The 21,577-nt window shown below is 61.5% G+C and carries 17 protein-coding genes; 8 read left to right on the top strand and 9 right to left on the bottom strand.

Translation table 11 applies throughout. From position 1 onward, the window contains the following. Positions 1-164: 164 nt before the first annotated feature. Both FHT82_RS30615 and FHT82_RS03235 read left to right on the top strand, forming a co-directional pair. Positions 165-3,542: an ATP-binding protein gene (locus tag FHT82_RS30615; RefSeq protein ID WP_183726255.1), complete on the top strand. Its 3,378-nt coding sequence runs from the start codon at positions 165-167 to the stop codon at positions 3,540-3,542. Further along, entirely contained in the window at positions 3,535-4,455 is a 921-nt protein-coding gene (locus tag FHT82_RS03235; RefSeq protein ID WP_183726253.1) for a DNA-binding response regulator, read from the top strand. Before FHT82_RS30615 ends, FHT82_RS03235 begins: the two co-directional genes overlap by 8 nt. A 123-nt stretch (positions 4,456-4,578) precedes the next feature. On the opposite strand, the gene FHT82_RS03230 is transcribed toward FHT82_RS03235, so the two are convergent. Then, complete coding sequence (locus FHT82_RS03230; protein ID WP_183726250.1) at positions 4,579-5,787, bottom strand: MFS transporter; 1,209 nt, start codon at positions 5,785-5,787, stop codon at positions 4,579-4,581. 59 nt (positions 5,788-5,846) lie between these two features. Continuing rightward, positions 5,847-6,827, bottom strand: coding sequence for an AraC family transcriptional regulator (locus FHT82_RS03225; protein WP_183726248.1), 981 nt, complete (start codon positions 6,825-6,827; stop codon positions 5,847-5,849). A gap of 705 nt (positions 6,828-7,532) precedes the next feature. On the opposite strand from FHT82_RS03225, the gene FHT82_RS03220 reads away from it, so the two are divergent. Then, a complete protein-coding gene (locus FHT82_RS03220) occupies positions 7,533-8,861 on the top strand; it encodes a nodulation protein NfeD (protein WP_246698077.1) in 1,329 nt (442 codons plus the stop codon). A 31-nt stretch (positions 8,862-8,892) separates the two neighbouring features. Next, a complete protein-coding gene (locus tag FHT82_RS03215) occupies positions 8,893-9,666 on the top strand; it encodes a slipin family protein (RefSeq protein ID WP_183726244.1) in 774 nt (257 codons plus the stop codon). A gap of 181 nt (positions 9,667-9,847) precedes the next feature. Here the strand turns inward: FHT82_RS03215 and FHT82_RS03210 are convergent, their stop codons facing one another. Genes FHT82_RS03210 through FHT82_RS03200 form a run of 3 tightly spaced genes read right to left on the bottom strand, consistent with a single transcriptional unit; the run spans position 9,848 to position 12,768 of the window. Beyond that, positions 9,848-10,549, bottom strand: coding sequence for an ABC transporter ATP-binding protein (locus tag FHT82_RS03210; RefSeq protein ID WP_183726242.1), 702 nt, complete (start codon positions 10,547-10,549; stop codon positions 9,848-9,850). Further along, positions 10,546-11,787, bottom strand: coding sequence for an ABC transporter permease (locus FHT82_RS03205; RefSeq protein ID WP_183726240.1), 1,242 nt, complete (start codon positions 11,785-11,787; stop codon positions 10,546-10,548). The genes FHT82_RS03210 and FHT82_RS03205 overlap by 4 nt, the downstream gene beginning before the upstream one ends. Before the next feature lie 6 nt (positions 11,788-11,793). Then, positions 11,794-12,768, bottom strand: coding sequence for an efflux RND transporter periplasmic adaptor subunit (locus FHT82_RS03200; protein ID WP_246698076.1), 975 nt, complete (start codon positions 12,766-12,768; stop codon positions 11,794-11,796). A 166-nt stretch (positions 12,769-12,934) separates the two neighbouring features. Here FHT82_RS03200 and FHT82_RS03195 point away from each other — a divergent pair, with 166 nt between their 5' ends. The 4 genes from FHT82_RS03195 to FHT82_RS03180 all read left to right on the top strand — a co-directional run bounded on the left by FHT82_RS03195 (position 12,935) and on the right by FHT82_RS03180 (position 15,878). Beyond that, positions 12,935-13,618, top strand: coding sequence for a helix-turn-helix domain-containing protein (locus tag FHT82_RS03195; RefSeq protein WP_348647580.1), 684 nt, complete (start codon positions 12,935-12,937; stop codon positions 13,616-13,618). Between the two features lie 195 nt (positions 13,619-13,813). Then, a complete protein-coding gene (gene nuoH / locus FHT82_RS03190; protein ID WP_183726234.1) occupies positions 13,814-14,815 on the top strand; it encodes an NADH-quinone oxidoreductase subunit NuoH in 1,002 nt (333 codons plus the stop codon). Positions 14,816-14,825: 10 nt separating this feature from the next. Further along, a complete protein-coding gene (locus FHT82_RS03185; RefSeq protein WP_183726232.1) occupies positions 14,826-15,392 on the top strand; it encodes an NADH-quinone oxidoreductase subunit I in 567 nt (188 codons plus the stop codon). Between the two features lie 45 nt (positions 15,393-15,437). After that, positions 15,438-15,878: a CBS domain-containing protein gene (locus FHT82_RS03180; RefSeq protein WP_183726230.1), complete on the top strand. Its 441-nt coding sequence runs from the start codon at positions 15,438-15,440 to the stop codon at positions 15,876-15,878. 75 nt (positions 15,879-15,953) lie between these two features. On the opposite strand, the gene nuoG is transcribed toward FHT82_RS03180, so the two are convergent. Genes nuoG through nuoD form a run of 4 tightly spaced genes read right to left on the bottom strand, consistent with a single transcriptional unit; the run spans position 15,954 to position 21,575 of the window. Beyond that, positions 15,954-18,533: an NADH-quinone oxidoreductase subunit NuoG gene (gene nuoG / locus FHT82_RS03175; protein ID WP_183726228.1), complete on the bottom strand. Its 2,580-nt coding sequence runs from the start codon at positions 18,531-18,533 to the stop codon at positions 15,954-15,956. Then, positions 18,526-19,830 carry an NADH-quinone oxidoreductase subunit NuoF gene (gene nuoF / locus FHT82_RS03170; RefSeq protein ID WP_183726226.1) on the bottom strand — a complete coding sequence of 435 codons (1,305 nt, stop codon included), beginning with the start codon at positions 19,828-19,830 and terminating at the stop codon, positions 18,526-18,528. The genes nuoG and nuoF overlap by 8 nt, the downstream gene beginning before the upstream one ends. 4 nt (positions 19,831-19,834) lie before the next feature. Then, positions 19,835-20,344, bottom strand: a complete 510-nt coding sequence (gene nuoE / locus FHT82_RS03165; protein WP_183726224.1) for an NADH-quinone oxidoreductase subunit NuoE — start codon at positions 20,342-20,344, stop codon at positions 19,835-19,837. A 16-nt stretch (positions 20,345-20,360) separates the two neighbouring features. Next, on the bottom strand, positions 20,361-21,575 hold the full coding sequence (gene nuoD, locus FHT82_RS03160; RefSeq protein ID WP_183726222.1) for an NADH dehydrogenase (quinone) subunit D: 1,215 nt from the start codon (positions 21,573-21,575) through the stop codon (positions 20,361-20,363). Between the last annotated feature and the right edge of the window lie 2 nt (positions 21,576-21,577).

The following is a 21,577-nucleotide window of genomic DNA, read 5'->3' as shown; positions in this document are numbered from 1 at the left end:
AAAGAGGACGGTCCGAATCCCGAAATGACGGTCGGCGGCAAATGGTTTCGGCCACTTTCGCTGCGCGGCGACGTGGCTGGAACGTTTCTTGCTTTGCAGTTGCAGCGAATTCGGGACGCGCCTCATACGGCGGACGGGCCTGCAACCCCGCGGAGTGACCTGTCGTGACCACAGCGGAGAGGATCCCGAGAAATCGCCGGACTTACAATAAATGGGTCGCCAACCAGACCCTGGAAGACTATGCGCTGCGCTTCACCGCCTATCGCGTGCGTCGTTTCTCCAACGGCCGCATCGCCAACACAGCGATCGGCGCAATTTCCTTCTTGGCGCTGGAGGCGATCGGCGGATCTATTACGCTCAACTATGGCTTCCCCAACGCGGTCGCGGCAATCCTCGTCAGTTGCACGATTATCTTCCTGATGGGGATACCGATTGCCTACAATGCCGCCAAGTTCGGCGTGGACATCGATCTTCTCACCCGCGGCGCAGGCTTCGGCTATATCGGGTCGACGGTCACTTCGCTGATCTATGCCACCTTCACCTTCATCTTCTTCGCCATCGAGGCGGCGATCGTGGCGACCGCGCTGGAGCTCTGCACCGGCCTGCCGCTGTCGATCGGCTATATCGCCAGCGCACTGCTGATCATCCCGCTGGTGACGCACGGAGTGACCTTCATCAGCCGTTTTCAGGCGTGGAGCCAGCCCTTCTGGATCGTGCTCCAGCTCGCACCCTTCATCTTCATCGCCGCGCAAAGCCACGTCTCGGTGCGCCAGTGGACTGGCTATACCGGCCTGTGGGGCCAGCCGGATGGCTCTGTCGATCTCGCCCATTTCGGCGCGGCCTCTGCGGTCCTGTTCTCGCTGGTCGCGCAGATCGGGGAACAGGTCGATTTCCTGCGTTTCCTGCCGCGCGAGGACCGAAAGAACCGGCTGCGTTGGTGGGCGGCGCTGATGTTCGCCGGCCCCGGCTGGATCCTGATCGGCGGGCTGAAAATTCTCGCGGGATCGTTCCTGGCCTTCTACGCCTTTCAGCACGGGGTCGGCTTCGCCGATGCCGCCGACCCTACCCAGATGTATCTGAGCGTCTTTCGCGAGATGCTGGTCTCGCCTGAACTGGCCCTGGGGCTGACCGGCATCTTCGTCGTCGTCTGCCAGGTCAAGATCAACATCACCAACAGCTATGCCGGTTCGATCGCCTGGTCCAACTTCTTCTCGCGCCTGACCCACAGCCATCCGGGCCGCGTCGTGTGGCTGGTGTTCAACGTGCTGCTCGGCCTGCTGCTGATGGAATTCGGCGTCTACAAGGCACTCGAACAGACGCTTGGCCTCTACGCCATCGTCGCCGTGTCCTGGATGGCGGCGATCGTCGCCGATCTCGTGGTCAGCAAGCCGATGGGCCTGTCGCCGGCCGCCATCGAGTTCAAGCGCGCCCACCTCTACGACATCAATCCGGCAGGCTTCGGTGCCATGTGCATCGCCGATCTCGCCGGCCTTCTCGCCTATCTCGGTTTCTTCGGCACTTTCCTGGCTCAGGCCTACATCTACGTGGCGCTTGCCTCGGCCTTCGTGTTGGCACCGCTGATCGCGGCCGCCACGCGCGGTCGCTACTATATAGCCCGGGAAACCAAGGCTGACTGGGCCAATCAGCCGATGATCCAGTGCTGTATCTGCGAGCACAGCTTCGACCGCGAGGACATGGCCGGCTGCCCGGTCTATTCCGGGCCGATCTGCTCGCTTTGCTGCTCGCTCGATGCCCGTTGCGGTGATCTCTGCAAGACCGATGCCCGGCTCATGGACCAGGCACGCAGCGCCGCCGCCGCTCTGCTGCCGGCCCGTTTTGCGGTTTGGGTGGAGGGCCGGCTGATGCGCTATGCCGCCATCCTGACGATGGTCACGCTACTGATCGGAGTGCTATTCTGGCTGATCTATTTCCAGAGTACAATCGACCGGTCACTGCCGGCCGGGCCGATCTCGGCGGTGTTGTGGAAACTGTTCATCATCGTCTTCATCATCTCCGGCATCATTGTCTGGCTTTTCGTGCTGGCCCAGGAAAGCCGGAAATTCGCCGAGGAGGAATCGCGCCGTCACACGCGCCTGCTCATGGACGAGATCAAGGCGCACGAGGAGACCGACAGGCTGCTGCAGAAGGCCAAGGAGGCGGCCGAGTCCGCCAACGTCGCAAAGAGCAAGTATGTGGTGGGCCTCAGCCACGAGCTGCGCACGCCGCTAAGCGCCATTCTCGGCTATGCCCAGTTGCTGGAGCGGCAGAAGAGCATGCCCGGCTATGTCCACAATGCCGCGCGTACCATCAAGCGAAGCGGCGAGCATCTGGCCGACATGATTGAGGGGCTGCTCGACATTTCCAAGATCGAGGCTGGAAAGCTGGAGATCTACCGCCACAAGATCGCGCTCGGCCCCTTCCTCGATCAGATCGTGGACATGTTCAGCCTGCAGGCGCAGGCCAAGGGCATCAGCTTCGAATTTCGCTCGACCTCGACCATGCCCGACTATGTCTACACCGACGAGAAGCGGCTGCGCCAGGTGCTTATCAACCTGCTCTCCAACGCCATCAAGTTTACCCATGCCGGCAGAGTTTGCTTCAGCCTGTCCTATCGCGGGCAGGTGGCGACCTTCGAGGTCCAGGATACCGGCGTCGGGATAAAGGCGAGCGATATAGAGCGAATATTTCTCCCTTTCGAGCGTGCCGAGGTTGCGGTCGGACACATCAGTCCGCCCGGCACCGGCCTTGGCCTGACCATCACCAAATTGCTGGTGGAGATTATGGGCGGCGAGCTTACCCTGAAAAGCACGCCCGGGAGGGGCACACATTTTACCATCCGGCTCATGCTGTCTTCGGCGGCCAAGCCGGACGACATGGCGGGACTGGCACTTGCCATCATCGGGTATGAAGGTCCGCGCCGGACGGTGCTGATCGCCGACGATGATCCGGTCCAGCGGGCGCTGATGGAGGACGTCCTGGTGCCGATGGGCTTCTCGGTCATCACCGTGACTGATGGACCTGCCTGCCTGTCGCAATTGGCGCTTCATCGCCCCGACATCGTCATCCTCGATGTTGCTATGCCTACGATGTCCGGCTGGGAGGTGGCCCGGCGGATTCGGCAGCGTCTCGGCCGCGACCTGCCGATCCTCATCCTGTCCGCCGATGCCGGCACCGAGCGAACCAGGCCCGAGTACACGGACCTTTACGATTCCTACCTGATCAAGCCCTTCGGCTTCGAGGAACTCTTCGAACGACTGGCAGCGCTCGTTCCATTGAGCTGGACCTATGACGACGGTCGGCCGGAGGAGGTCGAGGTGCCGCCGCGCTTCCTGGATGCGGAATTACCGGACAGGCAGAAGCTGCGCCAGTTGCGCACCCTCGGCCAGACGGGTTTTGTCCGCTCGATCGAGGCCATGCTGAACGATCTCGAAGTTTCCGCGCCGGAAACCGTGCGGTTTTGTAGACACATGCGTCATCTGGCCACGAGTTATCGCCTGCGCGATTTCCTCGCCGTAATCGAGGAGACCAAGAACAATGCCTGAGACGTCCGATTGCAGCAAAGTCCTGATCGTCGACGACTCCCCCGAAGCGCTCGCCATGCTCTCCGACGCTCTGAGCCTCGAGGGCATGGACGTGGTGGTCTCCAGCAGCGGCAGGCAGGCGATCACGCTTGCTAACACGACAGTCCCCGATATTGTCCTGATGGATGCGATCATGCCGGGCATGGACGGGTTCGAGACCTGCCAGATCCTCAAGGCCGCGCGGGGGTTCGAGGACCTGCCGATCATCTTCATGACCGGATACAACGAAAGTGAACATGTGGTGAAGGCGCTTGCATCGGGGGGCGTCGATTTCGTCAGCAAGCCGATCCTGCTCGACCAGCTCTTCGCCCGGATGCGGGTGCATCTTGGCAATGCCAGGCGCGCCCGGTCAGCCCGCAACGCGCTCGATTCCACCGGACGCTGGATCGTCGCCTGCGACGGCAACGGCCGCATCGGCTGGTCGACGCCACAAGCCAGCGAATTGCTCCTGCGGGTCGGGGTGCGGCCCGATGCCGGTGCCTATTTGCCGTGGGAGGTGGCCGGTTGGCTGAGTGAACCGAAATCCCAGGACGGACCGCCATTGCCGCAGGCATTGCGCTACTCGCGTCATTCCCAGGATGTTGAGTTCCGCCTGTTGTCGCATAGCCAGGATGGGGAAATCCTGCTCAGGCTCGTCGACCGTCACCGTGGCACCGACGAGGAACAGCTCGTCAAGGCCTTCGGCCTGACGCTGCGCGAGGCCGAGGTGTTGCTCTGGGTCGCACACGGCAAGTCGAACAAGGAGATCGCCGACATTCTCGACATGTCGCCCCGGACGGTGAACAAGCACATGGAGCAGATCTTCAACAAGCTCGCCGTGGAAAAGCGTACTTCGGCCGCCACGCTGGCGGTCAAGGTCTTGTGGCGGGAGTGATGGCGATGTCACAAAGCCGGTGATGCCGGCGTCGCGATGCCGAAGCGTTGATCGGCTGAAGCCACCGTCGCGCATTGACCATTCGGCGGCGGCCTCTGCTCACCTTCGCTGGGACCCTAAGAGTCAGCTGCGGGGCTGCAGCAACGCCAGGACGATGGTCGATGCCGCCAAGAGGGCGGTAATGATCAACGGCCCGGAAGCGCCATGCTGATCGACGATGTAGCCGCCGAACACCGCACCCATGCTGATGGCGACCTGGAACGAAACGACCATCAAGCTGCCAGCAGCCTCCAAGGCATCCCCTGCGCCCCGGGACAAGTTAGTAGGCAATACCACCGGAGCCATCCCAAAAGCTAAACCCCAAAGTGTAACCAGGGCAAACGCGATGCCGCTATGTGCACCCCAGAGCACGAGAGCAACAGCCGCAAACGCCATCAATACGCCAGTGACAGCGAGTGCCATGTGGATATTGGCGTCTGCCAGTCGGCCGCCGGCGACATTGCCAATCACAGCGGCGATGCCAAACCCGAGGAGCGCCAAGGCAATCGGCCCCGTGCCAAGGAGCGTCACTTGTTCGAGGAAGGGCCGTACGTAGACCGAGCCGGCAAAATGTCCGGTCATCAGCAAGAGGATGGCAAGCATTCCGAGCTGAACAGTGCGCCGTTTCGTCAGCCGGAAGACGTCAGAAAGACTGTTGCTTGTGCTTGCGGGCAGTGTCGGCAAGCTGAGTATCTGCAGCAGCATCGCAACCGCTGCGAGCCCTGCCGTCATGCCTGTGGCGGTACGCCAGCCGAGCCAATCGCTGATCAAAGCACCCATCGATGGTGCAGCGATGGTGGCGAGAGAGACGCCGAGGGTGACTATAGCCATGCCCCGACCTGTCGCATTGGTGCCAACCAATCTCGCCACAACGGCAACTGAAAGCGCCCAGAAACCACTTAGCGCCACGCCCAGCCCGGCTCGGCCCAACAACAATAGCCAAAAATCGGTCGCGAGCGCGGCCAGAAGATTGGAGCCGATAGCCAAGGCACTTAGGCCAACCAGGACAGTCTTCCGGTTCAGTTTGCCGATCAGAACATTGCTCAACAAGGCCGTCACCGCGCCAACAGACGCGGTGGCGGTGACAACCTGACCGGCGGTTCCCTCGCTGATGCCAAGGTCACGCGCCATTGGCGTCAACAGGCCTGCCGGCAGGAATTCAGCTGACACCAGCGCAAAGCTTGTGGCTGCCATTGAAATAACGGCAAGCCAGGTAGTGGGGCTCCATGCACTCGGAACGGCAGAATCGAGGTCAATCGCGGGGCCGTCAAGCTGTGATGTTGTGTCCGTCATTGCAGTACCTCCAAGGTTTGAAGGTCTTCATAGCGGAGTCTTTCAGGATGATATGTGCCCTAAAGTCCGAATTCTATGTCCGTTCGTCCGGAAATGGTGCGGCGCACAACGCCAGGTGAAACACTGGTGATGCGCTTGAAGGCGCGAGCGAAAGAAGCTTCAGATTCATAGCCCAGTTGAGAAGCGACCTCGGCAACCGACATGTTTTGACCGAGTAACTCTCGTGCAAGCTGCATGCGCAGACGAGCGAGATAGCGTGCCGCGCCTTCCCCCAATATGGCGCTGAAGCGTTCCGCGAAGATCGAGCGCGATTGACCTGCCACGCCAGCAAGGGTCTCAAGCGTCCAGTCATGGCCTGGATCTCGGTGCATGGCTGCCAGCGCACGACCGATATGAGGATCACGGATCGCGGCGAGCCAGCCGCTGGTCGAGGCTCCGCTGCAATTGACCCAGCAGCGAATAAGCCGCGCGACGAGTACGTCCGCCATGCGTGACAAGACCGTAGCGCTACCTATCTGGGGCTGCGACGCCTCTGCCGTCATGGCGGCGAGGAGAGGGCCGACGACCGGATCATTGCCAGCAACATCACAGCCCTTGATGATCGGTGGCATCAGAGCGATCAAAGGGTTGAGGGCATTCGCACCCAAAGCCATCGAACCGCAGAACAGGGTGCTCGTCGCTCCTGTTCCTTGATGCAGCACTTCGCAGACATTGCCCCCCAACTTGGTGACGTGACAGCTCTTAAGCGAGTCCCCGACAACATCAGGCTTGCTGGCCAGTCGATGTTCGACACCTTGTGGCAACAACACCAGATCGCCGTCTTGTAACTCCTGCCATCCCTGGGCGTCGGTATGGACCCAGCATGGCCCCTCACTGACAAAATGGAAGCGAAGCAGCTGTTGCTGCGGAAAGGCGATGCTCCATGGATGGCGCAGCTCACAACGACCGTAGTTGACCCCACTCAGGCGAAAGTCCTGTAGAACTTCGCTTAGTGCGTCCGTAGGAATATGTGTCGGAGATTGGGATGAACGATCAAGCATTGGGCCAATTTATATGCCGGACGTCCGGCATGCAAGTAAGGCATCTGTGCCATGCAGGACAATCGCTTCAGCTTTGCATTTCGTTGTGGCCGGCAGAGGTGCGATTGTGATTCGTGAGGAGCTTCGAATCGACGGAGCCGTTCATTCCTGATCATTTTTCGGCGCTTTCCGACCCGCGAGAGTGTTGGCGGGTGGTTTATCCGCTGCCTGACGCGCGCTCGACTGGTCTTCCACGACCACCTCTCAAGACTGCGAACCGCTGCCGGACCCGTCGGCGGTCGACAGTAAAGCAATCAGATGCAAAAACATCGGTCTCCAACGCCCTCCATCCCTATGTGTGGGAAGTCATTGATGCGAAGTAGAATCTTGCCCGCTGTACGGCGGCACGTATCCCATCAACTGCGCCAGACGTCGAGTAGCGAGGCCTCAGGTGCTGCTATCATCAAAGCGTCGAATTGGGCGTACCTTAGCTTCTTCCCTATTAAAAAAACGGCAGCTTGCTTAAACAGCAGCTCAAAACCATACCCCGTGTGACCTCCATCGACATCGACGACTGGAACACGCGCTGCGTCTCGACGGGCGCTAGCCCAATCGACCGGTCTTACCGTTTGACCGTGCCGCTATATATTCCCGCCTATGGATAATCGGCGAAAATTGGCATGGCATTCGAGGTTCTGGCGAAGAATATCGCAAGTGCTTGCCCTGATGCTGGGCCTGATGCCGGCATTTGGTGCCATCGCGGCGCAGGGGGAGTCCAATCGGGTCGCGATCATCCTTCAGCTGAATGGTGCCGTCGGTCCGGCGACGGCTGACTATATCAAGCGCGGTCTTCAGCACGCCGCCGATCGCGGGGCGGTGCTTGTTGTTCTGCAGATGGATACGCCGGGCGGTCTCGACACGTCGATGCGTGACATCATCCGCGCAATCCTTGCGTCGCCGGTACCGGTCGCGGGTTTCGTCGCGCCTCCCGGAGCGCGTGCCGCCAGCGCCGGAACCTATATCCTTTATGCAAGTCATGTCGCGGCAATGGCGCCTGGCACCAATCTCGGTGCCGCAACGCCGATCGCACTCGGCCGACCGCCGGACAAAGGCACGGGAGACGATCAGACCAATCCGGAAGGCAACAAGCGGCAGGCACCGCGCAGTCCGGAGGAGACCAAGGCAGTCAACGACGCCGTGGCCTATATCCGCGGGCTTGCGGAACTGCGGGGCCGCAATGCCGACTGGGCTGAGCGCGCGGTGCGCGAGGCGGCCAGCCTTTCGGCGACCGCGGCCTTGCGCGAACACGTCATCGATTTCATGGTTGCCAGCCCCGCCGACCTTCTGGCCCAGGCGCAAGGGCGCGTGGTGAGAATCGGCCAGGCTGACGTGCGGCTCGATACGGCAGGCCTTGCCATAGAGGCGTTCGAGCCGGACTGGCGGATCCGTCTGCTTTCGGTGATCACCGATCCGAACATCGCTCTCATTCTGATGATGATCGGCATCTATGGACTGATCTTTGAATTTCTCGCGCCGGGAACGTTCTTGCCCGGAACGATCGGCGCCATCTGCCTGCTGCTTGGCCTCTATGCGCTCGCCCTACTGCCAGTCAGCTATGCCGGCGTCGGCTTGATTGTTTTGGGCGTGGGCCTGACCGTCGCAGAAGTGCACTCGCCGTCTTTCGGCGCGCTCGGCATAGGCGGCGGACTGGCTTTGGTGCTGGGTGCGGCGATTCTGTTCGACACCGACATACCGGGCTTCAGCGTCTCATGGCCGATGCTGGGCGCCATCGCCATTGTAATCTCGGCGCTCAGCCTTCTGATCGCGTTTCTCGCCTTCACATCGCGCCGGCGCGACGTGGCTACGGGAGCCGAGCAGATGATCGGTCTTTCCGGCAAGGTTCAGAGCTGGGAAGATATGACGGGCTACGTGATCGCACATGGCGAACGCTGGAGAGCGATCGCCGCCGAACCACTGTCCAGCGGCGACGAAATCAAGGTTACCGGCCGCAAAGGCCTGACGCTCGAAGTCGCTCGCCAGCGGCAGGAAAGGTAGGGCAGAAAATATTCAAAGGCAGGAGGAAATCATGAGCATGTTCGTGGGCTTTGCCTTTTATGGCGTCGTCATCCTCATTTTGCTGCTCATCATCGGATCGGCGATCAAGATCCTGCGCGAATATGAGCGCGGCGTCGTTTTTACACTCGGCCGCTTCACCGGCGTCAAGGGACCGGGCCTGATCCTGCTCTTTCCCTACGTGCAGCAGATGATACGAGTGGACCTGCGCACCCGGGTACTCGACGTGCCGAGCCAAGATGTTATTTCCAGAGACAACGTTTCAGTTCGCGTCAACGCGGTGATCTATTTCAGGGTCATCGATCCTGAAAAGTCGACCATCCAGGTGGAAAACTTCATGGCTGCCACCAGCCAGCTCGCACAGACGACGCTGCGCTCAGTGCTCGGCAAGCATGATCTCGACGAGATGCTTGCAGAACGCGACAAGCTCAACAGCGATATCCAGGCAATCCTCGACGCGCAGACGGATGCGTGGGGCATCAAGGTCGCCAATGTCGAGATCAAGCATGTCGATATCAACGAATCGATGATCCGCGCCATCGCCCGCCAGGCGGAGGCCGAGCGGGAGCGGCGGGCGAAGGTTATCAATGCAGAGGGCGAGCAGCAGGCGGCAGCAAAGCTTCTCGAGGCGGCGGAGATCCTCGCCCGCAAGCCGCAGGCCATGCAGCTTCGCTATCTGAGCACGTTGAACGTTCTCGCGAGCGAAAAGAGTTCGACGATCATATTCCCGTTCCCGATGGAAATCGGCAACCTGATCCCGCTTCAGGCGGGAAGACCACGGGAATAAGCTTACGAGAAGTTCAATCTGATGCCGTGATTCATATGCAAACGCTGGAGCTCTGTTCTGGTCGGTGGCCGCAAAACCGCCGCCTCAGCCCGTTCAGGGCTTATCTCGATCGTAGTGCGACCGGTGGTCCTTTTACCTGACGCCATAACGAGCCGAGCCCGTCTCGCGGCAACTCGGGCTGTTAAGCCTGCAAATGCGGCAGTTCCGGCAGCAGATCGATCTTTCCGTCGACGATATGGATGCGGCGATCCATGCGCGCCGCCATGTCGAGATCGTGAGTTACCGCCACTACCGTCTTCCCGCGTTCGCGTACCAGATTCTCGAGGGTCGCGAAGACCTGTTCGGAATTCCTGCTATCGAGACTTCCAGTCGGCTCGTCGGCGAGTATGAGCGGTGGATCGTTGGCGAGTGCGCGTGCCACGGCGACGCGCTGACGCTGGCCGCCCGAGAGCTGGTCGGGCCGCTTGTCGAGATGCTCGCCCAGCCCCAGGGATGTGAGCAACTCGCCGGCCCGCTCGCGCATCTTAGGCCGCGCCAATCGGCCGAGCCTCCGCATCGGAATCTCGACGTTCTCCCGCGCAGTGAATTCTGGCAGCAGAAAGTGAAACTGGAATACGAAGCCGATCATCGAAAGCCGCGTCGCCGCCCGCTCCCGCTCCGTCATCGGCCCGGTGTCGCGGCCGCCGATGCTCAGCTTTCCATCGGTTGGCCTGTCGAGCAGCCCGAGAAGGTAAAGCAACGACGACTTGCCGGATCCGGACGGGCCGGTGACGGCGACGAATTCCGTCTCGCCTATGGAAAGCGTCACGTCCTTGACGAGCGTGACAGGCACCGTCTCCGGCAAAATGCGCGTCAGTTTCTCCGTCTCGACGAGGGCGCTCATGTCGCCCCTCTGATGATCTCGACGGGGTTCAAGTGCGCCGCACGGCGCGCCGGCAGATATCCTGCCACCGCCGCCGAGCCGAGCGCAAAAGCCGAGGCAATGACATAGTGGAGCGCGCTCCAGGCAATCGGCAGTCGCGTTATCTCCTGCCCGGTTGTTGCGATTTCGAACCGGATAAGGGACAGCGCATAGATCATCGAAAGGCCGAACGCACAGCCGATTGCCGAACCCGCCGCCCCGATCGCCATGCCCTCAAGCAGGAACAACCGGCGCATATCCGACTCAGGGAAGCCAAGCGATTTCATGATGGCGATGTCGCGCGCCTTCTCATGCGTGATGGTGGAGATGATGTTGTAGATGCCGAAGCCCGCAACCAGCATGATCGCGCCGACCACCGTATACATGATGACGTTGCGCACCACGAGCGCTTCGAGGATGGATTCGTTTGCCTCCTGCCAGGCAACGGCCTTGTAGCCAAGCTCCGCCTCGGCACGACGCGCGACGTCGGGCGCGCGGTTCGGATCGTCGAGCTTGATGCGGATCTCGTTGATGGCGTTCGGCCGGGCAGACAGGATCTGGGCATTCTTCAGGAGAAGATAGGCTTCCCCTTCATCCCGCGCCGTGGTGCCGGTGTGGAACAGGCCGACGATCTTGAAGTCGCGGGTCAGGCCTTCGGAGGAGACTGCCGTGATCGTGTCGCCAAGCCCGGCGCCGAGCCGGCCCGCCATTGTCTCGCCTATGACAACGTTGTTGCCGCCTGCGGTCAATGCCGCAAAGCTGCCTTTCACGAAGTCCTCGACGATCGGTGACACGCCCGGTTCCCGTTCGGGGTCGATGCCGATGATCGCAGCCCCCACCTCGCGGCTGGAATAGCGGATCACGCCCTGCGCCTTGAGGCTCTCCGCAAAGCGGCCGGAGACCCAACTCTCGAGCCCGGCGGTCGCGGCGGTCGGGTTGATGATGCCACGGCGGTCATCGCGTGGTCTCAGCCCCGAAATGGCAACGGTCGTAAAGACGTCCTCCGCTGGCTGGCGGCGCGCCGTGCGATGTTCGTCGGTGATGTCGACATGCGGCATCGTGTCGACAAGCTGCCTGATGAAGTCGTCTTGTCCTCCCTGCATCAGCGCTGCCATCGCGATGGAGAATCCGACGCCGACCGCGACCCCGAGTACGGCAACGATCGTCTGGCGGCCACGGCCGACGATATGCGTAACGGCGATGTCGAGGATAAGCGGCATATCGGCTTACTCCTGTGGCGTGGCAATCGTCACGCGCGCGCCATCGGCCAGGTTGGCCGGATAGGGCGAGATGATCCGGGCCTTCTCGTCAAGACCGGAAAGTACCTCGATGCCATTGATACCACGAATACCCGTCTGGATTTGGCGCAGTCGCGCCATGCCCCCTTCGACGACGAAGAGTTTGTTTCCTTCGATCGACACGGACGGGACCAAAAGCGTATTTTTGGACACGCGAATGACGATATTGACGTCCGTCGACATACCGATGTGAAGCGGCGTGTCGTCCGGCAGGCGAAAACGGACGCGGTAGGTCTTCGTCATGGGATCGCCCTTCGGCGTGATGCTGTCGACCACCGCCTCGAGATTTTGTCCGGGGAATGCATCGGCCCTGAGAAGCGCGCGCTGCCCCACCGCCACCCGCGGAATGTCCTCCTCGTTGACCTCTGCGACCACGAGCAGTGGCCGTGGCTCGCCAACCCAGAACAGCACGCTGCCGAGTTCGGCCACCTCGCCGACCTCACCATCCTGTCTCAAGACGACGCCGGGGCTGGGTGCGCGCAATATATGGGATTCGAGTCGAGCCTTTTGGGCGACAAGCAACGCCTGGATCTGCGACAGTTCGCTGCGGGCACGGTCGACCTCCTGCTGGCTTGCCGCATACTTTTCCGCAAGCGCGGTCTGGCGCTGAAACTCCTGCTGCGCGAGAACCTGCCGCGCCTCGAGCTCGCCGAGAGTAGCCCTCGCTTCACTGTCATCGAGTCGGGCCAGCACGTCGCCTTTCGCGACCCTCGATCCTTCGCAATTGCATTGTTCGACGATCCTCTCGCGAACCACCGGCGCTACCTTGGCCCAGATGCGCGGCTCAACGACACCGCTCGCATAGACGATCTCCGCTGCGTCGCCGCGCATGGGCGTCGCGATGGAAATCGCTGCCGGCCGCAAGATATACCAGGCGACGGCGCCAGCCACTGCGACAACCATCGCAATGCCGGCAATCCAGCGCAAAGGCCTCACGAAACGCTCCATTCGGTTCTTCATTGCCAAAAACCTATCATTAGACCGACCGTCGGTCTATAAATATTGCATATAGAAGCGGATCATGCTTCCATTGCGCGACACGCATGAAGCGAGGACTGTCTTGCCCAGAGTGATCAAACAGCCGGAGATACGATCTGCCGAGCTTCTCGACTGCGCCCAGCGCCTGTTCTTCGAGCGCGGCTACGACAATACGACCGTGAACGACATCATTCGCGAAGCCGGTCTGTCGAAAGGGGCGTTCTATCACTATTTCGTATCGAAGGAGGCCTTGCTGGAGGCTTTGGCGGCACGTCTTGCCCGCGACAGCATCGCCGAACTGCGGCCCCTGCTCGAAGACCCGTCGCTCGACGCAATCGGCAGGATCAACGCGCTTTTCTCCGGGGCGCGACAGTTGAACATCGAGCTTGCTCCGCGCCTCAGAAAGACGTTCTCGGTGCTCTTCCGGCCGGAGAATATCGCGCTCTTCCATCGTGTCGACCAGGCGGGCCGCGAACTTGCCATGCCGATCTTCACCGATCTTCTCAGGAAAGGGAGTGAAGAAGGGGTGCTCGACGTGCCTGATCCGGAGGCTTTCGCCGAAATGCTGCTACAGCTCAGGCTGATCTTCCGGGACGTGATGCATCAGGCCACGCGCATGGCCGAACGAGGAAATGTCGACGAAGCCGTATGGATGCTCGAGGAGCGGCTGCGGCTCTATGGCATTGCCTTCGAGCGACTCCTAAAACTGCCCGACGGGACAATTGATTCCGCGCAGCCGGGCTTTGCCCGAGCCTTTCTGGAGGCGGATCCTTAGGTCGCCGGTGCAAAAAAGGCGGGTGTTGTTGGATGCGTGTTCGGCTCGCTTCGAGATTGGGAAAGACAAAGAGACGATCGCGACGACATAACTGCGATGGCATTGTATGAGGTGCGTGGCCATTGTACCATGTAGCCCGACAGGAGCCAAAGTCCGGTCGCGCGCTTCAACCCGATGAATAAGTGGCCGCGGATCATGGAACTTATCGTCGCCCTTGGCCTGATTGTCTTCAAGGTCGCGTTTCTGATTGCGATCCTGCTGCTGCTGCCGTTGCCGCTGACATGGCTGGAACGCAAGATCGCCGGGCACATCCAGCAGCGGATGGGGCCGATGCGTGTCGGGTGGCACGGGCTGCTGCAGCCGGTGGCGGACGGAATTAAGCTCTTGACCAAAGAGGACCACATTCCGGCCGAGGCCGATCGCTTCCTGTTCAAACTGGCGCCAGTCCTGGCGCTCGCCCCGCCCTTTGTGGTGTTCGTCGCGATCCCCTTCGGCGAAAGCATCTCGGTCCTTGGCGCAGAGATCACGCTCTACGTCTCCAACATGAATGTGGCGTTACTCTTCGTCTTTGCCGTGATCGGGATCGAGGTCTATGGTGTCATCTTCGGTGGCTGGGCCGCTAACAGCAAATACGCGGTCCTCGGCAGCCTCAGGACCTGCGCGCAGATGATCAGCTACGAGATTCCGATGGGGTTCGCGGTGATCGGGGTGGTCATGTTGGCGCAGTCCATGAGCCTGCTCGACATCGTGCGGGCGCAAACCGATGTCTGGAACATCGTCTACCAACCGGTAGGCTTCTTCGTATTCTTCGTCGCCGGATTGGCTGAAGCGCAGCGTATTCCCTTTGACCTTTCGGAAGCGGAGGGTGATCTGGGGGCCGGCTTCCATACCGAATACAGCGGTATCCGCTTTGCGTTTTTCATGGTCAGCGAATATGCCATCGTCTTGCTGGTGTCGGTCCTGGTGGTGATCCTGTTTTTCGGCGGCTGGAACGGTGTCCTGATCCCCTTGCCACCACTTCTCTGGTTTGTGCTTAAGGTCGCATTCTTCGTCTATGTATTTATCTGGTTCCGCTTCACTTTCCCCCGCTACCGCTACGACCAACTGATGGCGATCGGATGGAAAGTCTTGCTTCCTCTGTCGATGGCGAACATAATTATAACCGGTGTACTTTTAGGAGCCATAGCGGCTCCGTAGCGAGGCGGCGATGTCGCACGCGCAGGACAGAGTTGGAACATGGATTGGCTGGGCGTTCTTCGCCGATCTGGCGAATGCGTTGGCTCTGACCTTCGGCTACCTGTTCTCCAGAACCGTAACCATGCAGTATCCGGACAAGGAAAAATGGCTACCCTACTCACGCTATCGCGGGCATCACTTCCTGACGCGTGATGAAGAGGGCGAGATCAAGTGCGTGGCCTGCGAACTTTGCGCGCGGATCTGTCCCTGCGACTGCATCGAAGTCGTCCCCTACGAGGACGAGAAAGGCAATCGGCACCCGGCCAAATTCGAGATCGACACCGCTCGCTGCCTGTTCTGCGGGCTGTGTGAGGACGCCTGCCCAGCGGATGCAATTAAGCTTGGCCAGCAGTACGAATTTTCGAGTTTTTCCTCAGCCGACCTGGTGATCGGGCGCGACGACCTGCTCGCCAAGCCGGGCAAGGCGGCAACCGGCGGCGGCGTGGTTGCCGCGCGCCTGAATACAAGGAAGGACGTGCTGGTCGAGACGAAAGAGACGCAGGGCTACAACTGGTGGCGGAATATCCGGCGAACGTGAACGCGCGCCATCCGTCGAGCCGGAGCGCGCAGACAGGAGGCTCAGATGCTTGTCGGCGAGATCATGAAAAACAAGGGTGTCGGTGTCATCACGGTGGCACCCGATCAGACGATGGTGGAAGTCTTGAGGCTGTTTCGCGACAACAATATCGGCTTCGTCGTCGTCAGCCGATCGAACGACGAATACCTCGGTTCGCTATCGGAGCGGGATTGCTGCAACGCCGTGGCGGAATACGGGGCCGAGGCGGCGATGATGCGGGTCGCGGATATCATGAACCGCAACGTGGCGACCTGTTCGACACGGGATTTGCTACCCGTCGCGATGGGGATCATGACCCAGCGGCGCACGCGTCATGTGCTGGTCCTGGATGGTGGCGACGTTGTCGGCGTGGTCAGTATCGGCGACGTGGTTAAACACAGGCTCGAGGAAGCGCAGCGCACAGAGCAGGATCTGCAGGATTACATCTGCGGGACCAGGTATCACTGACGTCGCCAGCTTGATGCGAAGACGCTGGGGCAGGGCAGCTTGCTCGGGGGCCTTGCGGTGCTTCGGCCCCAATCTTCAAACCCCACGCCAGATCCTGCTCGGGCGGTCGACCTCAAGAGTGGCATGCACCTTCTGAACCTCCACCGGGCATGGGTATTCGCCCCGCCGCATCAGGCCGTTGAGACGCAAGGCTCTATAGTTTTCCGGAACGAAGACGAGACCCTTGGGAAACCGCCTATCGACCTTGAGCTGCGCCGTCAGTTCTCCCTGGGCGGAACGCACAATGACCTGATCGCCATCCGAAAGGCCAAGCTCTGCGGTATCCTGCGCGCTCATCGCGACATAGGGATCATTGGCGACCGTGTTCAGGGTGTCCGACCGTTCGGAAAGATATCCGTTGTGGAACAGGCAGTCGCCGGTGATCAGCATGAGCCGGTCGGCTGCTGCCGGGACGGGCGGCGGCGCAAAGAACTTGGCCGCCGGTGGCGTGGGCACTGCCTTGGTGAATACGCCGTCGGCACCAAGCGCGTCCTGCGTCAATCCCTGATAGGCTGGAACCAGCCGTGCGATCTCGTCGAAAATTTCGCCTTGCGTCGACGGGCGCAGTGCCTGGTTGCGAAGCGCCGCGACGAAATCGAAGATCGCTAGGTTGCTCCGCGCCTCGAAGGCGGGTTCGCGGAATTTGCGGACCGTCTGGGTCCGGCCCTCGTTGTTGGTGAACGTGCCGGTTTCCTCGCCGTAACCTGCCGCGGGCAGGACGACCTCGGCAAGGCCCGCCGTATCCGTGAGGAAGGCGTCCTGCACGATCAGGAGATCGGCGGCGCCAAGCGCCCGCCTCACGAAATCCCTGTCAGGATAGGCGATCAGGGGGTCGGCTCCGACGACGTAGAGAGCGCCCATCCGTCCGCCGACGCAGAGCTCCAGAATGGCATCGAGATCCGCGCCGGGTTCAGACGGGATTTCGGCGCCCCAGTTCCGCGCAAGAGTTGTGCGCGCCACATCGTCGGTGACCGCCCGCAGCCCCGGCAGAGCCGCCGGCAGAACTCCCATGTCCCAGGCGCCCATCTGGTTGGCACGGTCGAAGAGGAACTGCATCGCCAGGCCCTTGCCGAGCAGGCGCAGAACCTGCAGCAGGTTATTGATCTGCTGCAGCGTCGCGCGCGCTTCGGGTGATCTCAGGAGGTCGACGCTGACAAGCACGGTGACGCTGCGGCCTTCCTTGAGCACGGCTGCCAGACGACCCGGCCCGTCAATGCCGGTTTCCGCCACCGGTTTGCCAATTGTCGCGCCGATGCCCGCGAGAACGTCGGCAGGCAAAGCCGGACCAACTGCCGCTGCGAGACCGGCCACCACCGCCGCAAGGCTCGCCGCTTCTCCGCCCGGCAGCACGCGAACCACCATCCTGGCATCGGCATCCAGACGGGACGGCCGCGCCGAGAGCATGAGCAATCTGGTCTCCCGCCGCCGCACGCCATCCCGCAGCAGGTATTCGGTGACCGGGTTCTCCTCGGTGACGTTGCCGCCGACGACAAGCACGCAGTCGTTGCCGATCACGTCGTCCAGCGGTGCGCGGCTGTTGAAGGCTGCCAGCAGCGGGCCGAGCGTATCGAAGGGCGTAGACCAGCGTGACGAGCAATCAATGTTGTTGGTATAGAATGCCGTCCGCATCAGCTTCTGAAACTGATAGAGCATCTCGTTGGGGAGGCGAGGCGAAGCGAGCCCTCCGGCAGCCTTGCCCTCGACCGCCGATAGCCGCCGGCGCAGATAGTCCCCAGCCTCATCCCAGGAAATCGGAACCAGGGCGCCATCACGACGGATCATCGGCCGCTTGATCCGGTCTCGACTCGCGACGAAATCGAGGCCGAAGCGTCCCCGAACGCAGAGCGTTTCGCGGTTGAGCCCCTCGTCCCACTTCGAGCGCACCCGCATGAACTCGCCCTTGCGTGTGCCCACCGTCAGCTGGCAGCCCGTGCCGCAATGCGGGCAGATCGTGTCGGTCTCGGTGAGATCCCAGGGCCGTGCCTTGTAGCGATAGGGGAAGCTCATCAGCGCGCCGACCGGGCAGACCTCGACGCAATTGCCGCACTGATCACAACTCGCGAGACTGCCCTCGAATCCGGTGACGGCGGTATCCATGCCTTTTTCGATGGTGCCCAGGGCGACCGCGCCGACCACCTCCTCACACATCCGGACACAGCGCTGGCACTGGATGCAGCGGTTGACGTTCATGATGATGACCGGACTCAGACGGATGTCCTCGGAGTGGAACACACGCTTGTCATCGCGGAATCGGCTCTCGCGGGGGCCATAGGCCATCACCATGTTCTGAAGCTCGCATTCACCGCCCTTGTCGCAGATCGGACAGTCGAGGGGGTGGTTGGCGAGCAGCATATCGAGCATGGAAGAGCGCGTTTCCTCGATCAGAGCTGTATTCGCCCGCACCACCATTCCCTCGGTGACGGCGGTGGCGCAGGACGGCTGCAGCCGCCGCTGCCCCTCGATCTCCACCAGGCACATGCGGCAGGAGGCCAGCGCCGGCAGACGCTTCAGATAGCAGAAGGTCGGGATATCGATGCCCAAACGCCGGGCGGCCTGCAGCACTGTCGAGCCAGCCTCAACTTCCAGCGTTTGTCCATCGATCGTAATGCTAACCATAGTTCCTCGCAGCCCCGTCCCAGCGCGCTCCCTCCGTGAACGGGCACCTTTGCTCCTCGATATGGGCAACGAACTCATCGCGGAAATGCGCGAGTGCTGCCCGCAATCCCATCGCCGCGCCGTCACCCAGGGCGCAGAACGTGTTGCCGAAAATGCCTTTGCAGAGCATCTCCAGCTGCTCCAGATCGCCGGCGGCACCTTCCCCGGCCTCGATCCGGCGCAGGACCTTCACGACCCAGTTCAATCCCTCCCGGCATGGCGTGCACTTGCCGCAGGACTCATGGTGGAAGAATTCGATGATCCGGGTGGCGACCTTGACCATGCAGGTCGAGTCGTCGATCACGATGACGCCAGCAGAACCGAGCATCGAGCCGGCGGCAGCCAGCGAGTCGAAATCCATCCTCACCTCCAGCCCGTGCTCCGGTATGACCGGCGCTGAGACCCCGCCCGGGATCACCGCCTTGATCTTACGTCCCGGCAGCGGGCCGCCGGCGTGGTTCTCGACCAGTTCGCGCAGCGCTATGCCCATCGGCAACTCGTAGAGGCCGGGTTTGCGCACCTGCCCGCTGAGGCAGTAGAGCTTCGGGCCGGGGCTCTTGTCCGGGCCGATGCCCCGAAACCAGTCCGCCCCCCGCATAATGATATGCGGCACGCAAGCGAGCGTCTCGACATTGTTGATCACTGTCGGGCTGGCGTAGAGCCCGGCCACGGCCGGAAATGGCGGCTTCAATCGCGGCTGCGCCCGCTTGCCCTCGAGCGACTCGAGCATTGCAGTCTCCTCGCCGCAGATATAGGCGCCGGCGCCGCAGTGGATGTGTACCGCGAAATTGAAATCCGAGCCCAGAATGCGCTTTCCGAGATAGCCCTTTGCGTGGGCCTCGGCGATCGCCTGCTGCAGACGACGGATCGCCGTCACATATTCTCCGCGAATGTAGACATAGGCGGTTTCGGCCCCAATCGCATAGGCACTGACCGCCAGCCCCTCGATCAGTTGATGCGGGTCGCGCTCCATGACGATCCGGTCCTTGAACGTGCCCGGCTCGCCCTCATCGGCGTTGCAGCACAGATATGTCGGCTTGCCGGTGCGCTTCGGCACGAAACCCCATTTCATGCCCGTTGGGAATCCGGCACCGCCGCGACCGCGCAGGTTGGACCGTTTGACGAGGTCGATAACCTCGTCAGGCGTGTACTCGCGCAGCGCCTTCGCTAGCGCCTTGTAGCCGCCGCCGGCCTCGTAGGTCGACACCAAATGACCGTCCGCCACATCGATATTTTTGAGAAGAACCGGCTCGAACATGGCGCTACTCCCCCGGCAGCCGCGCAGAGGCGTGCTCGGCGCTCGCGGCTCCCGCTGTCGCCCGCAGGCTGTCCAACAGTGCGTTTATCCGCGCCACATCAAGGTCGCCGTGGTAATCGTCGCCGACTTGCATCACCGGAGCCATCTCGCAGGCGCCGAGGCATTCGACGGTCGAAAGCGTAAACAGCCCGTCCGGGGTGGTGCCGCCTTTCCTGATCCCCAGCACCGTTTCCAGATGGTTTAGCAGTTCCTCTGATCCGCACAGCATGCAGGAAACATTGTCACAGAGCTGCAGGTGGAACATCCCCACCGGCTCGGTGTGGAAGAGGGTGTAGAAAGTCGCCAACTCGTAGACCCAGATCCGCTCGACTCCGAGAATGTCGGCGACCTCTTCCAGCACTGGCCCAGGCAGATGGCCATGTTCTTCCTGCGCGATCAGGAGCGCGGGCATGATCGCAGAGCGCTGGTCGGGATAGCGCGCCGCCGCCTCTTCGATCTTTTCGCGCATGGTCATCGCATTCAAATCCTTGCTACTTGTCCACCTCCGCCATCACAGGGTCGAGGCTGCCGAGCACGGCGATCATGTCCGCCAGATAGCGGGCGTTGGTGACCCCGAAGAGGGCCTGAAGATTGACGAACGAGGGTGCCCGCACCTTCATGCGGAATGGTTTTGGCGACCCGTCGCTGATGATGTAGAAGCCAAGCTCGCCCTTTGGCGCCTCGATCGCCGAATAGACCTCGCCCTTCGGCACCTTGAAGCCGTAGGCCGACAGGTCGAAATGCTGGATCAGCGCCTCCATCGAGCAGTGCACCCGATCCTTGTCCAGCGGGAAGGCGATTGTCGGCATGTCGATCTGGAACGGCCCCTCGGGCATCTGGTCGATGCATTGTTCGATGATCCCCATGCTTTCGCGCATTTCGTCGACGCGGCATCGCCAGCGTGCGTAGCAATCGCCTTCGTTACGGGTAATGACGTTGAAATCGAGCCGGTCGTAGATCTCGTAGGGCTCATCGCGGCGGATGTCCCAGTCGACACCGGAAGCACGCAGGTTCGGGCCGCTGAGGCCGAGATCGACAGCATCCTCGGCGGAGATCACGCCGATCCCCTTCGTGCGATTGAGAAACACCCGGTTATCTTCGAGCAGTCGCTCATAGTCGCGGATCCGGTTCGGGAAGATGTCGCAGAATTCCCGGATCTTGGGGAAGAACCCGTCAGGCAGGTCCTCGCGCACCCCGCCGACCCGGCAGAAGGACGTGTGCATGCGCGCACCGGTGATCATTTCCAGGAGGTCCATGATCATTTCGCGCTCGCGCATGACGTAAAGCAATGCGGTCATGGCGCCGAGATCCATCGGCAGCGCGCCCGTGATCAGGAGGTGACCGGAGATCCGTGCCAGCTCGGCCATCATCACGCGGATATATTGCGCCCGGATCGGCGCTTCTATGCCGAGGAGTTTCTCCACCGCCAGCGCGAAGGCGAGGTTGTTCGAGGGCGGACAGAGATAGTCGAGCCGGTCCGTCAGCGGGAAAATCTGGGTATAGGTGAAGCTCTCCGCCAGTTTTTCGGTGCCGCGATGGAGGTAGCCGATATGCGGATCGATGCGCTCGACGAACTCGCCGTCCAGTTCGAGGACGAGCCGAAGAACCCCATGGGTGCTGGGGTGCTGCGGACCGAGGTTGAGAAGCACTTCCCTGGTCTTGAGCGCTTCACCCTCAGGCCTGCTGAGTTCGGTGACTTCGGTCATCT

This window comes from Rhizobium sp. BK275, from assembly GCF_014193555.1.
In the GTDB taxonomy this organism is placed as follows: domain Bacteria; phylum Pseudomonadota; class Alphaproteobacteria; order Rhizobiales; family Rhizobiaceae; genus Rhizobium.
This window is presented reverse-complemented; position numbering and strand designations above follow the sequence as displayed.

Excerpts from the sequence above, each read along its gene's own strand:
- FHT82_RS03225 (WP_183726248.1), bottom strand. The coding sequence starts at position 6,827 with ATGCTTGATCGTTCATCCCAATCTCCGACACATATTCCTACGGACGCA.
- FHT82_RS03205 (WP_183726240.1), bottom strand. The coding sequence starts at position 11,787 with ATGCCGCTTATCCTCGACATCGCCGTTACGCATATCGTCGGCCGTGGC.
- nuoD (WP_183726222.1), bottom strand. The coding sequence starts at position 21,575 with ATGACCGAAGTCACCGAACTCAGCAGGCCTGAGGGTGAAGCGCTCAAG.
- nuoE (WP_183726224.1), bottom strand. The coding sequence starts at position 20,344 with ATGACCATGCGCGAAAAGATCGAAGAGGCGGCGGCGCGCTATCCCGAC.
- FHT82_RS03200 (WP_246698076.1), bottom strand. The coding sequence starts at position 12,768 with ATGGTTGTCGCAGTGGCTGGCGCCGTCGCCTGGTATATCTTGCGGCCG.
- FHT82_RS03185 (WP_183726232.1), top strand. The coding sequence starts at position 14,826 with ATGTCGCACGCGCAGGACAGAGTTGGAACATGGATTGGCTGGGCGTTC.
- FHT82_RS03210 (WP_183726242.1), bottom strand. The coding sequence starts at position 10,549 with ATGAGCGCCCTCGTCGAGACGGAGAAACTGACGCGCATTTTGCCGGAG.
- FHT82_RS03180 (WP_183726230.1), top strand. The coding sequence starts at position 15,438 with ATGCTTGTCGGCGAGATCATGAAAAACAAGGGTGTCGGTGTCATCACG.
- nuoH (WP_183726234.1), top strand. The coding sequence starts at position 13,814 with ATGGAACTTATCGTCGCCCTTGGCCTGATTGTCTTCAAGGTCGCGTTT.
- FHT82_RS03215 (WP_183726244.1), top strand. The coding sequence starts at position 8,893 with ATGAGCATGTTCGTGGGCTTTGCCTTTTATGGCGTCGTCATCCTCATT.
- FHT82_RS03230 (WP_183726250.1), bottom strand. The coding sequence starts at position 5,787 with ATGACGGACACAACATCACAGCTTGACGGCCCCGCGATTGACCTCGAT.
- FHT82_RS03220 (WP_246698077.1), top strand. The coding sequence starts at position 7,533 with ATGCTGGGCCTGATGCCGGCATTTGGTGCCATCGCGGCGCAGGGGGAG.
- nuoF (WP_183726226.1), bottom strand. The coding sequence starts at position 19,830 with ATGTTCGAGCCGGTTCTTCTCAAAAATATCGATGTGGCGGACGGTCAT.
- FHT82_RS03235 (WP_183726253.1), top strand. The coding sequence starts at position 3,535 with ATGCCTGAGACGTCCGATTGCAGCAAAGTCCTGATCGTCGACGACTCC.
- nuoG (WP_183726228.1), bottom strand. The coding sequence starts at position 18,533 with ATGGTTAGCATTACGATCGATGGACAAACGCTGGAAGTTGAGGCTGGC.